This is a genomic window from Agathobacter sp. (genome assembly GCF_977054825.1).
The window spans coordinates 1-12,728 of the sequence record NZ_CDRTEH010000017.1 but is presented as its reverse complement, the minus strand read 5'-3'; the positions used below and the strand labels follow the sequence as shown (position 1 = coordinate 12,728).

Here is a 12,728-nt window from a genome sequence, read left to right as displayed (position 1 = left end):
CACCGTTTTCTTAATTTCAGTATATAATTATATAATTCTCTTATGCCTTATGATTAGTGATGGAAAAGTCTGATTCCTGTAAAGCTCATCACCATGCCGTACTTATTACATGTATCAATAACATGGTCATCTCTCACCGATCCACCCGGCTGGGCTACATACTTCACGCCACTCTTGTGCGCACGCTCAATATTGTCACCAAATGGGAAGAATGCATCAGAGCCAAGTGCTACATCTGTATTCCTGTCAAGCCATGCTCTCTTCTCCTCTGCAGTAAATACGTCCGGCTTTACCTTGAAGAATTTCTGCCACTCGCCCTCTGCAAGCACATCCATGTAATCCTCACCGATATAAAGGTCGATAGTGTTGTCGCGGTCTGCACGTCTGATGCCATCCACGAACTGAAGTCCAAGCACCTGTGGAGACTGGCGAAGCCACCAGTTGTCTGCCTTTGAGCCTGCAAGTCTGGTACAGTGGATACGAGACTGCTGGCCTGCTCCGATACCGATTGCCTGGCCGCCCTTTACATAGCATACAGAGTTGGACTGTGTATACTTTAAAGTAATCATTGAGATTGCCAGATCAATCTTAGCCTGCTCTGTAAGCTCCTTGTTCTCTGTCACGATATTTGAGAAGAAATCGTCATCAATATGAAGCTCATTTCTGCCCTGCTCAAATGTGATGCCAAATACATCCTTTCTCTCAATAGGTGCCGGCTCATATGCCGGGTCGATCTCAATAACACAGTAATTGCCGTTTTTCTTAGCCTTTAATATCTCAAGAGCCTCGTCTGTGTAGCCCGGAGCGATAACACCGTCTGATACCTCTCTCTTGATTACAAGTGCAGTGCTCTTGTCACATACATCTGAAAGTGAAATAAAATCACCAAATGATGACATTCTGTCAGCGCCTCTTGCTCTGATGTATGCATTTGCAAGCGGTGTAAACTCGATATCCATATCATCAACCCAGTAAATTCTTTTCTCCACATCTGAAAGCGGCTGTCCGACTGCTGCACCTGCCGGTGAAACATGCTTGAAGGAGGTTGCGGCCGGAAGACCTGTTGCTTTCTTAAGCTCTCTTACAAGCTGCCATCCGTTAAAGGCATCGAGGAAGTTGATATATCCGGCTCTTCCGTTAAGCACCTTTATAGGAAGCTCGCCCTCCTTCATAAATATTCTGGCCGGTTTCTGATTTGGGTTACATCCGTATTTTAATTCATATTCCTGCATTTTTTGTTCTCCTGTTTTTATCTGCTTATCTTGTATATTTGACCGTTTATAAAATATTTCCCGTTATTTGTTTTTGTTTACGATTCGGCTCTCATACTCGCCTGTTGCGATATCAATATATCTGACAAAGAGTGATACCTTATTGTCCTCGTTAAGGTTCTCCCATACCATATTGGTAAACTCGTCGATATCTCCGTCAATGTCTACCCATGTAGGCTCACCCTCAAAGCTTGGCAGTGGATTTCCATCGCCCATATATGTATGGATGAAATGTCCCTCGCCCGCAACCGGTGCTGAGTATGCAAATGTGTATCTGTTGCATGCGTCAGGATTGCCGTTGTTGCTCTTTAAGATTGACATAGCATAGTTGAACTCACCATTGTCAATATGCATGATTCCTGAAATTCTAGGTGTATAGTTAGGAGCGTCAGGCTCGAACTCTCTTGTCCTTAATGCCTGCTCAAATGTCTGCTGCTTGTCCATCAGCTCATAGATAGTATCTGTCTGATCACCGTTTGTGACAATTGTCTTGTTGCCGAGCACTCTTACAGGCGCGTAAATGATAAGACTTGGATCCTCAAGCTTTGAAGGGTCAAATGCCTGTGTTCTGATGCCCTCGCCATCCTCTACAAATACTCTGTTGCGGCTGTTCTCGCTTCTGCCCATGATGAAGTATGCTGTCACAGCCTTCTTACCATCCTTTGTGCGTCCGATTACAATACCTCTGCCAGGGTATGTTGTGCTTGATAATTCCTTTGCTAATGATACTCTTTCCATGTCATCCTCCATGTTTTCTGATAATGTGGTCTGCATTCCCCAAATCATTCGGGTTCTGCCGGAATAAAAAAGACCGTCCGAACACACATATAAATATAAAGCTCTGCATGAAACCTATATAAATGTGCGCCCAGACGGTCGGCAATCAACTGTTATACTCCATGTGGTTATCCACTTCCGTCAGTCATATAACTGTCTTTATTTAAGCATGTATTTTTGTCATTGTCAAGTACCACTTTAAAATAAGCACGCACTTATAAGTTGTACTTATGAGTGCGTGCTTGTAAACAATGCTTATTTATCTATCAATGCTTTATAATGCCATTCTTTTACTAATTCTTAAAGCTGTGAATTGGTGCCGGGATTCTTCCTCCGCGGTTTACAAATGCATCACAAGAGAATCTGTTTACAGGCATTACCGGTGCACTTCCAAGGAGTCCTCCGATTTCTACCACATCACCTACATCCTTTCCGATTGCAGGAAGCAGTCTGCATGCTGTTGTCTTCTGATTTATCATACCGATAGCCATCTCGTCTGCGATAATTCCTGAAATTGTCGTAGCCTTTGTATCGCCAGGAATTGCAATCATGTCAAGTCCCACTGAGCATACACAGGTCATAGCCTCAAGCTTTTCAAGGGTGAGTGCGCCATCGTTTACGGCATCTATCATTCCCTGATCCTCTGATACAGGAATAAAGGCACCGGAGAGTCCGCCGACATATGAGGATGCCATGATACCGCCCTTTTTAACCTGATCGTTTAAGAGTGCAAGTGCTGCTGTTGTTCCAGGAGCTCCGGCTCTCTCTAAACCTATCTCGCAGAGAATATCTGCTACAGAGTCTCCGATAGCCGGTGTAGGTGCAAGTGAAAGATCTATTATTCCAAATGGCACTCCAAGCTTCTTTGAAGCCTCCTTTGCCACGAGCTGTCCAACTCGTGTAACCTTGAAGGCGGTCTTCTTGATTGTCTCACAGAGCACCTCAAAGTTCTCGCCTCTTACCTTTTCAAGAGCAGTCTTTACTACTCCCGGTCCGCTGACACCTACATTGATGATGGCATCAGCCTCTGTAACACCGTGGAAGGCTCCTGCCATAAACGGATTGTCATCAGGAGCGTTACAGAATACAACAAACTTGGCACAGCCTGATACAGGAAGGTGCTTTGTCACCTCTGCTGTCTCCTTTATCATCTCACCGATCAGCTTTACCGCATCCATGTTGATTCCGGTCTTTGTGGAGCCAACATTCACAGAGCTGCATACGAGGTCTGTCTCAAGCATTGCCTGAGGAATTGATTTGATTAAAAGCTCATCCGCCTTTGTCATACCCTTTGACACAAGTGCTGAGTATCCACCGATGAAGTTGACGCCCACCTCTTTTGCTGCCTTATCGAGAGTCTTTGCTATGGTAACAAAATCCTCTGAGCTCTTGCATGCCGCACCGCCGACAAGGGCGATAGGTGTAACTGAAATACGTTTGTTTACGATAGGGATACAGTAGTTGTTCTCTATCTCTTTTCCTGTTGCTACAAGATCCTTTGCAAGTGTTGTAATCTTGTTGTAGATATTCTCATTTACCTTTGCAAGGTCTGAGTCTATACAGTCGAGCAGGCTGATACCGAGTGTGATGGTACGCACATCAAGGTTTTCCTTCTCCACCATGTCATTGGTCTCAATTACTTCACCAATATTAATCATTTTAATGTTCTCCTTTAACTGTGTATGACATTTTTACGCTAAACTAGATTCGATGCATCATCTCAAAGATTTCTTCCTTCTGACACTTTATTGTTACACCAATTTCTTCTCCAAGTGCATCAAGCTGGTCAGAAATCTCTGCAAATGAAGCTGTAGCATTTGCCATATCTACAATCATCATCATGTTGAAATAACCTGAAACAATAGTCTGTGAGATATCAAGTACGTTTACTCTGCCCTCTGACAGATATGTACATACCTTTGCGATGATTCCTACTGTGTCTTTTCCGACAACTGTGATGATTACTTTGTTCTTTGTGTTATCCATAACAACCTATTCTCCTGTTCTCTTATTCTACGGCTATGCGGTCTGATGCCCTGTCCCTCTTAGCCACATACATCGGGAAATCACTTGCCTTATATGGATTGTCTCCCATTGTGACCTCAAGCCTGACTGCTTCATACGCCAGCTTTTCGTAGTTGTTTTCTTTGCTAAGGTGTCCCAGTATTACTGAGCCAAATTTATCATGAAGAAGCTCGCATAACAATTGCCCGCTTCTCTCATTCGACAAATGTCCACTGTCACCCATGATTCTGCGCTTGAGCGGATAAGGATATGCCCCTGTCTGGAGCATATTTATATCATGATTGGCTTCAAGCAGCAGGCCATCCAGGTTCTGAAGCTTTGAAACCAGTGTGTCATCATACGTGCCAAGGTCTGTCACGACCGCCATCGCATGATTTTCATTTTTAAACCTGTATGCGACAGGATCAGCCGCATCGTGTGATATGTGAAGCGGCTCAAATTCTATATCGCCTATTGTAAAATCAACACCTGCCTCAATAGGATGAAACAGCTCATCATCTATATTTCCAACGGATTTGGTACATTTTATGGCACCGATTGTGGCTCTTGTTGCATAAATCGGAATATGATAGCGCCTTGCCATGACACCAAGCCCTGCGATGTGGTCTATATGCTCATGCGTCACAAGAATGCCCTTCATATCTGTGGCCGTCATATCAAACTCGTTCAGGCCGTTTTCTATTTTCTTACCGCTGATGCCCGCGTCTATGAGCACATGGCAATCATCCGTGCCCACACATATACAGTTTCCACTGCTGCCGCTGGCAATGCTGCATAATTCTAACATGTTAATTCTCTTTCCAGTATAATTCTATTTGGTCTCCCTCATGAAGCTCCTCGGAAAACTGTGCATCCCTGCCGTTTATTACAGTGGCTATTGCCCTGCCCTTTCCTGCCTGTAAATCAAATGAGATATGGGTAAATATATCGACAAATATATATGTATCCTTGCCTGACAGCTCTACAGACTCACCGTTTACAATGACTGTAATTGTATTTTTTGATGAGTCTTCTTCCTGTATATCATTTTTTGGCAATTCATTTTCCGGCAGTTTGTTTTCCGGCACAGCAGATGCTTCTGCTTCCTTGGTAAAATCATCATGAAGCTCGTCGAGCACCTGATTCATCATCTGCTCAGATGTTCTGGTCACTGTGTTGTCTGACTCTGTGTTGTCTGACTCTGTGCTGTTTGCATCCGGCTCTGCTAAAGCCGAAGCATCATTTGTATCTGCATCTGTATCAGACTCTTGTGTGTCATTATAAGTGTTATTGTCGATTCTTGCAACACCATATTCATCTGTTTTCCATTCAACAGAGAAATTTTCATATACAAGTGTGTCAAGATCGGCCTCTTCATTGTTTACAAATATCATCTGGTCTGTGTCAATAACGAGGTCCATAAACTGCGCAATCTGCCGCACTGTATAGTAATTTCTTGTCTCAATCACATCGTTTTCCTTGATGCTGTAATCCTCAGGCTCAAGCCTTCCGTTTACCTGGACAAACCTAGGACATGAAACCCTTCTGCCGTTTATTACAAATGTAATGACAGAATGATTGTACTCATCAAGCTGCGATATCTTATACACTGCAGCCTCTCCGGCTGTGGACGGCTCGATGACTATCTCACTGTTTGGCTCGAGCGGTGTATTGATGCTTGCAGGCTTTCCGTTCATGGTCACCACTGCGCCCTCTCCGGCCTCGCCTCTTACAAGCCTAGCCACACCGTTTACCGTAAAATTTATCGGGGTGCCGCGCTTTGGAAACAGCTCATCGTTTGGAAATCCGGCCTGAAGCGCCGCATCGACTATTGTAAGCCTGTTATTGTCATAGAGCTTTATTCTCTCACCGTTGAATCTGACCATGATAAAATTATTTCTCTGGTCATAATAATTCAGACATATACCAATTGGAGTGACAAGAAGCGGATCCTTCTTAATATCCTCCTGCTCAAAGGTCACATCGCCAAGCACTTCCTCACCTCTTAGAGCTACTCTTTCCTCCGGCAGGTCAAGGTCTTCCGCAAGCTTTTCCGTGAAGCCGTGTATCTTGCCTCCGCCTCCGACTACAAAGCAGGCACTCACTGTTTTGTCACCGTTTAGCTCTCTGATTTTAGCCGATACCTCTTGTGCAATATTATCAACAACAGGTGCTGCCACCTCCCAGACATCCTGTGCAGGAATTGTGTGCTCGATACTCATGATATCCTTGTATGTAACTGTATCACTTGTCGTGGACTGAAGCTTGATGCTCTCTGCCATGTTGAAATCCACGAGGAAATGCTGCACAATAACTTCTGTCAGCTCATCTCCTGCATGCGGTATCATGCCATAGGCTATGATACTTCCGTCTCTTGTGATTGAGATATCACTCGTTCCGGCTCCCACATCGACAAGTGCGATATTAAGCATACGATAGTTCTCTGGAATTGCCACATTGATAGCGGCGATAGGCTCCAATGTCATATTGGCTACACTAAGCCCGGCCTGTCCAACTGCCGCATACAGTCCGTCTACCACATCCTCCGGCAGAAATGTAACTATGATATCCTCGCCTATTTTGTTTGCCTTATGCCCCTCAAGGCTGATAAACACCTCATCATTCAAAAAGAATTTGACTGTAGAATATCCCACACAGTAAAACTTATAGCTTGTATCGTTAACCTCCTTGAGTGCCTCCTGTGCTTTTTCTATACCAAGCAGGTTAAGCGTATGGACATCCTCGCCGGTCACCACAGACTCCTGCGCATACTCATACTCCACATGCGTCGTGACAGTCTTTAATACTCGTCCTGCGGCTGCTATACACACCTCTTCAAGTGGCTGTCCTGTCTGTTTTTCAAGCTCGTCCTTTACTTCCTTAATGGTTTTTGCCACCCTGCCTATATCATGTATCTGACCGTCGAGCATCGCTCTGGTCTCATGCTCCTTCACATACTGTGCTGTAACCACAAATTCCTTGTCATCAGTCTGATAGCCGACAGTTCCTACAACATTTCTTGTACCAATATCCAAACCGAATACATTGTTCATTTCCACTACTCCTTGTATTTGCTAAGCGCTTTATTTATTGAAGCTATCGTGTTTTCGATATCTCCATCATTATCGATAACCTCCCTGCAGTGCCTTCTGTACTCAGCTTCTTTAAGCTGGCTTGCAAAGATGCTGTCTATCTTATCATCTGAATAGCCTCTTGATGACTTAAGTCTTTTTCTTCTGACTTCTTCACTTGCATAAATATACCACAGCTCGTCGCAGATTTCACCATATCCCTCCTCTATAAGGAGTGCTGCTTCAAGCACAAGCATGAAAAGACCTTCTTTTTTTGCCTCTTTAACTGCATTAAGCACATATTCCTTTACTGCAGGATGCACTACTTCATTTAAAAGCTCTCTTTTTTTATCATCCGAAAAAATCACTTCGGCAAGTGCCGGTCTGTCAAAATGCCCGTCCTCAAGCCATATCGGTTCGCCCGCAAACAATTCCTTTAATCTGTTGTAGCAGTCGCTTCCCGGCTCCATCAGCTCATGTGCTATCTCATCGGAGAGCATGACCCTTACGCCATCAAGTTCCTTAAGATAGCTAAGCACTGCCGATTTTCCGGCACCTACACCACCTGTTATTCCTATAAAAATCATACTATTTCCTTTTCTGTCATCAATGCGCATCATACCAGTCATAGCCACACTCGGTGCCCACCTCCATGGATACCTTCATGTCCACCGCACCACGCATCTCTTTCTCCAGAAGCTTAATCACTTTATCCTTCTCAGCTTCCTTTGTCTCAATTAAAAGCTCATCATGCACCTGAAGGATAAGTCTTGACTTTAAGCCCTCGTCAAGAAGCCTGTCATGCACACGTATCATGGCAATCTTTATGATATCGGCTGCTGTACCCTGAATAGGTGAGTTCATCGCAACTCTCTCTCCAAACTGTCTCTGCATGAAATTGCTCGAGTTCAGCTCGGGAATCGGTCTGATACGTCCAAACATGGTCTTTGTATAGCCATTTTTCTTAGCATCCAAAACCGTCTGATCCAAAAACTCCTTAATCTTTGGATATTTGACAAAATAGCTGTCTATATAGCCCTGTGCCTCTTTCCTTGAAATCCCCAGGTCGTTAGACAGACCAAACGCGCTAATACCATATACGATACCAAAATTTACCGCCTTGGCATTTCGTCTTTGAAGGTCTGTGACCTCATCAAACGGTGTGTCAAACACAAGGGATGCTGTACTTCTGTGGATATCCTGACCATTCTTAAATGCCTCTATCATCCTTTCATCCCCTGAAAGCGCTGCCAGCACCCGAAGCTCGATCTGCGAGTAGTCTGAGTCAACAAACAGATCTCCATCCTCAGGCAAAAATACCTTCCTGATAAGCTTGCCCAGCTCAATCCTTATCGGGATATTCTGCAGATTAGGCTCTGTGCTTGAAAGACGGCCTGTCGCAGTGATTGTCTGATTTAAGGTAGTATGGATTTTGCCATCGGATGCGATATATCCCGAAAGTCCGTCAGCATATGTGCTCTTTAGCTTTGTGAGCTGTCTGTATTCCAGAATATCCGCAACAATCGGATACTCCGGTGCCAGCTTTTCAAGCACATCTGCCGCAGTAGAATAACCGGTCTTTGTCTTCTTTTCATTTGGCAGTCCAAGCTTTTCAAAGAGAATGACTCCAAGCTGCTTTGGCGAATTTATATTAAACTCTTCACCTGCTGCCTCATATATTTTCTTTTCAAGCTCAGTTATCGAAACAGCAAGCTTGTCTCCATACTCCTTAAGCTTTATTCCATCAGCCCTTATACCCTCATTTTCCATATCATACAGTACGAAAACGAGTGGAAGCTCGATATCTTTATAAAGCGTGAGCATATCCATTTCCTTTAGCTTCTGCAAAAGAACCGGCTTTGATTTCCAGGCAGTATACACCTCGTAGCAGGCACAGTCCACTGCCTTTTTCTCATCCTCCTTCATCATCTGAGTAAAATCAAGCTTCCCCAGATAATCCTTTTTAGATGAGAGCATAAGCCCCAGATAGTCCTTTGCAACCGCATCATATGGATACTCCCCGACAAGCGGATTGATAAGGTATGCAGCCACCATCATGTCAAAATATCTGTCTCTGTCCTCTGCCTTTATCTCTTTGCTCTTAAATCTGTGCAGATTGGTCTTTAAATCCGGTGATATCCATGACTTTACTTCCAGGGTATTTAGTTTTTCATCCAGGAAGCTACTTGAAATCTCATCACCTGTACAGATAAAATAAATGTCCTCCTCTGAAAAACAAATCGAAACAGCAAGATAATCGTTAGAAACCGGCTCCGAAAACAGACTTAGCTGTCCATCACTTTCGCTGTTTTCCAAAGACTCTCCCGGTACTACCGCAAAAGCGACCTCCTTGTTCTTTGCCTTCTCAAACACACTCTCTGCAGTCTTTAAGTCCCTTACTACCACAAAATGCTCCTCGGCATTGTTTTTAGGAGCCTCCACGTTAAACCGTGACAGCATGTTTTTGAATTCGTATCTTTTGCACAGTAAAAAGGCTTCCTCTGTGTAGAGTGACTCTACTCCGTCACTAAGCTTTGCATCAGAAAATTCATAGTCAACCGGTGCATCAAGTATGATTGTAGCAAGCTCTTTGCTCATAAGCGCCTGCTCCCAGTACTCCACTATATTCTTTGAAGCCCTTGGCGGCTTTACATTCTCAGCGTCCTCATGTACTGCCTCTATACAGTGATATTTTGCTATAAGTGCGCCTGCCGTCTTTTCGCCGATACCGGGTACCCCGGGAATATTATCAGACGTATCTCCCTGCAGAGCCTTTACATCGATAAACTCCTTTGGAGTGACGCCGTACTTTTCGATAACATCTGCTGTATTGTAGTTTTCTATCTCGGTTCCTGTTTTCTTTGTCTTTGGAATCCTTACCATGACATGGTCAGTCGCAAGTTGCAAGAGGTCTCTGTCTCCGGAAATGATGGCGACATCCATACCGGCCTTTTCTGCCCTGACAGATAAGGTTCCAAGTATATCGTCGGCCTCATAGCCTTCCTTTTCCACGATTTTAATGCCCATAGCTGTAAGCATTTCCTTTATCATAGGCACCTGCTGCCTGAGCTCCTCGTCCATAGGCTTTCTCGTGCCCTTGTATGCATCAAACATCCTGTGGCGAAACGTCGGCGCATGCACATCAAATGCCACCGTCAGATAGTCAGGCTTTTCCTCGTCAAGAATCTTGAACATGATATTCAAGAATCCATAGACTGCATTTGTGTGAAGCCCCTCTGAATTGGTCAGATCAGGAAGTCCGTGATATGCCCTGTTTAAAATACTGTGTCCGTCTATAAGTACAAGCTTTTCACTCATTTTATACTTTCCTTATTACTTAATATTGTTGTAATCGCTGCCGGTCACACTGCAGTGCAGGCAGTAATGTTAAATAGCTCTTGTATATTTCTTAAGCCACTGAGCCTCCTCATCATTCAAAAATGGTGAAACAAGCTCATAAACTCTCGCATGATAAGCATTCAGGTATCCCTTTTCCCTGTCTGTCATCTGATTTGGATCAATCGCATCTAAATCTATAGGCACATAGGTCAGATTCTCAAAATACATGAACTGGCCATACTCATTTTTCTCGCCCTTTCGGCAGATAAGCTCATTCTCTGTACGAATACCGAATTTGCCCTCTAAATAGATGCCCGGCTCATCTGTAGTGACCATGCCCTCTTCTATCACACGCTCTGCAGTTCTGCCCGGGTACTGCTTCCAGTGAAAGCTGTTTGGTCCCTCATGCACATTGAGCACATAGCCCACACCGTGTCCGGTGCCGTGATTGTAGTCCATGCCAATCTCCCAGAAAGGCTCTCTTGCCAGAATATCAAAGTTTAGTCCCGAGCAGCCCTCCTTAAACCTTGCATTTGCCAGGTTCATATTTGAGCGGCACACTCTCGTAAACATATCCTTCATCTCGTCAGTCACCGGTCCTAACGCAAAGGTCCTCGTGATATCTGTGGTTCCCTCCAGATAATGTCCTCCTGAATCAACCAAAAGAAGACTCTCAGGCTTAAGCTGCCTGTCGGACTCCTCTGTTGCAGAATAATGCACAATAGCACCATGGTCAGCATATCCGCATATTGTGGCAAAGCTCAAATCAAGAAAGCCCTCCTGCTGCGCTCTAAGCGATGCAAGATAATCTGAAGCCGAAATCTCTGTCATAGGTATCTTACCTATATTTGTCTTAAGCCAGTACATGAACCTGCACATCGCAACTGCATCCTTTAAATGCGCCTTGCGCAGATTTTCAAGCTGCACTTCATTCTTTACAGCCTTCATGACAACTGTAGGATCCTCCGCATCAATCACCTTAACACCATCCGGCAGGCTGTCGCAGATGCGGTAATTTACAATCGATGTATTTAAAAGCACTGTCTCTTTTTCATCAATATGCTTCACATATTCATAAAAATCATCGTAAGGTCTTGTCTGTATACCATTCTTATCAAGGTATGCCTTAAGAGTCTCTGTCACAACCTCTTCCTGCAAAAACCATATGCAGCTGTCCTGTGACAGTGCCAGGTATGAAAGCACTACAGGCACATAGCTTATGTCGCCTCCCCTGACATTTAAAAGCCAGGCGATATCGTAAAGTGATGACATCAGATGAAGTGTTGCACCCTTTTGTGCCATCTGCTCTCTAACTCTTTTAAGCTTTGAGCTTATATCCTCACCGGTGTATTTATTGTCAAAAATCATGACAGCTTCCTTTGACATAGGTGGTCTGTCAGTCCATATAAGGTCAATCAGATCCTCATTTACATACATGCTGCCATGCTTTTCTTTTGCGATTTCAGAAAGCCTTTTGCCCCATGCGGCATTTACCACTCTGCCGTCAAAGCCTATTATACCGCCATCCGAAAGAGTATCCTTTATATACTCATCAACTGTCGGTACGCCCTCCTCGCCAATCTTAAACAGCTTTACAGTGGTATCCTTAAGCTGCGCAGCCGCCTGCACAAAATACCTGCCGTCTGTCCATAGTCCGGCCTCATCCATAGTGATGACTGCGGTTCCTGCTGAGCCTGTGAAGCCGGTAATATATTTGCGTGCCTTAAAATGCTCTCCTACATACTCTGACTCATGAAAATCAGCAGTAGGTACCACATACAGCGAGATGCCCCTCTTTGCCATCTCGCTTCTCAATGCTTTTAATCTATCCTGTATCATTTTATTATGCCTCTTTAAATTCAAAAAATTTTGTATCTAATTCCGGATACATTCTCTTTAATGAGATTGGTTTGCCGGATTTGTTCAAAAAGCAATGGCTGCTTTTTGCAGTGGTGCGAAGCTCGCCTGTCTCTTTGTCCTTCATGACATACTCAAGCTCCATCTTGATTCCGTTATACTTAAGCAGCTTTGTGTAGATGACGACCGTGTCATCGAAATGTACCATACTGTGATACTCTACCGATATCGACAGCACCGGACTTATGATTTCCATATCCTCCATCTGCCTGTAGTTGAGTCCTATCTGATCCATCAAATCAAGTCTTGCTTCTTCCATCCACTTGACATAGTTTGAATGGTGGATTATACCCATCTGATCTGTTTCATAATACTTTGCGTGGTGCTCGTAAGGACGGATTCTAAGTTC

At 44.2% G+C, this 12,728-nt stretch carries 10 protein-coding genes and 1 riboswitch; all 10 genes read right to left on the bottom strand.

Going from position 1 to position 12,728, the window contains the following annotated elements; genetic code table 11:
- Positions 1-53: 53 nt before the first annotated feature.
- The gene (locus ACW6PM_RS11210) at positions 54-1,232 is read right to left on the bottom strand and encodes a phosphoribosylaminoimidazolecarboxamide formyltransferase (RefSeq protein ID WP_308651271.1); all 1,179 of its coding nucleotides are present in this window, start codon (positions 1,230-1,232) and stop codon (positions 54-56) included.
- A gap of 63 nt (positions 1,233-1,295) precedes the next feature.
- The gene (locus ACW6PM_RS11205) at positions 1,296-2,009 is read right to left on the bottom strand and encodes an IMP cyclohydrolase (protein WP_109257032.1); all 714 of its coding nucleotides are present in this window, start codon (positions 2,007-2,009) and stop codon (positions 1,296-1,298) included.
- Between the two features lie 121 nt (positions 2,010-2,130).
- Positions 2,131-2,207: riboswitch (ZMP/ZTP riboswitch) on the bottom strand.
- Between the two features lie 134 nt (positions 2,208-2,341).
- Positions 2,342-3,706 (bottom strand): PFL family protein, encoded by a 1,365-nt coding sequence (locus ACW6PM_RS11200; RefSeq protein WP_117714270.1) that lies wholly within the window; start codon positions 3,704-3,706, stop codon positions 2,342-2,344.
- 43 nt (positions 3,707-3,749) lie between these two features.
- Positions 3,750-4,034, bottom strand: coding sequence for an ACT domain-containing protein (locus ACW6PM_RS11195; protein ID WP_308651272.1), 285 nt, complete (start codon positions 4,032-4,034; stop codon positions 3,750-3,752).
- 22 nt (positions 4,035-4,056) lie between these two features.
- Positions 4,057-4,860 carry an MBL fold metallo-hydrolase gene (locus ACW6PM_RS11190; protein WP_443596331.1) on the bottom strand — a complete coding sequence of 268 codons (804 nt, stop codon included), beginning with the start codon at positions 4,858-4,860 and terminating at the stop codon, positions 4,057-4,059.
- A 1-nt stretch (position 4,861) separates the two neighbouring features.
- Entirely contained in the window at positions 4,862-7,105 is a 2,244-nt protein-coding gene (locus ACW6PM_RS11185; RefSeq protein WP_456057214.1) for a cell division protein FtsA, read from the bottom strand.
- A gap of 5 nt (positions 7,106-7,110) precedes the next feature.
- Positions 7,111-7,752 (bottom strand): dephospho-CoA kinase, encoded by a 642-nt coding sequence (coaE, locus tag ACW6PM_RS11180; protein WP_456057237.1) that lies wholly within the window; start codon positions 7,750-7,752, stop codon positions 7,111-7,113.
- Complete coding sequence (gene polA / locus ACW6PM_RS11175; protein WP_456057213.1) at positions 7,730-10,441, bottom strand: DNA polymerase I; 2,712 nt, start codon at positions 10,439-10,441, stop codon at positions 7,730-7,732. The genes coaE and polA overlap by 23 nt, the downstream gene beginning before the upstream one ends.
- A 69-nt stretch (positions 10,442-10,510) precedes the next feature.
- A complete protein-coding gene (locus ACW6PM_RS11170) occupies positions 10,511-12,301 on the bottom strand; it encodes an aminopeptidase P family protein (RefSeq protein WP_456057212.1) in 1,791 nt (596 codons plus the stop codon).
- Positions 12,302-12,305: 4 nt separating this feature from the next.
- Positions 12,306-12,728, bottom strand: a 423-nt coding sequence (locus ACW6PM_RS11165) for an acyl-CoA thioesterase (RefSeq protein ID WP_456057211.1), incomplete at its 5' end; no start/stop codon positions are given.

Excerpts from the sequence above, each read along its gene's own strand:
- polA (WP_456057213.1), bottom strand. The coding sequence starts at position 10,441 with ATGAGTGAAAAGCTTGTACTTATAGACGGACACAGTATTTTAAACAGG.
- ACW6PM_RS11195 (WP_308651272.1), bottom strand. The coding sequence starts at position 4,034 with ATGGATAACACAAAGAACAAAGTAATCATCACAGTTGTCGGAAAAGAC.
- ACW6PM_RS11200 (WP_117714270.1), bottom strand. The coding sequence starts at position 3,706 with ATGATTAATATTGGTGAAGTAATTGAGACCAATGACATGGTGGAGAAG.
- ACW6PM_RS11170 (WP_456057212.1), bottom strand. The coding sequence starts at position 12,301 with ATGATACAGGATAGATTAAAAGCATTGAGAAGCGAGATGGCAAAGAGG.
- coaE (WP_456057237.1), bottom strand. The coding sequence starts at position 7,752 with ATGACTGGTATGATGCGCATTGATGACAGAAAAGGAAATAGTATGATT.
- ACW6PM_RS11190 (WP_443596331.1), bottom strand. The coding sequence starts at position 4,860 with ATGTTAGAATTATGCAGCATTGCCAGCGGCAGCAGTGGAAACTGTATA.
- ACW6PM_RS11185 (WP_456057214.1), bottom strand. The coding sequence starts at position 7,105 with ATGAACAATGTATTCGGTTTGGATATTGGTACAAGAAATGTTGTAGGA.
- ACW6PM_RS11210 (WP_308651271.1), bottom strand. The coding sequence starts at position 1,232 with ATGCAGGAATATGAATTAAAATACGGATGTAACCCAAATCAGAAACCG.
- ACW6PM_RS11205 (WP_109257032.1), bottom strand. The coding sequence starts at position 2,009 with ATGGAAAGAGTATCATTAGCAAAGGAATTATCAAGCACAACATACCCT.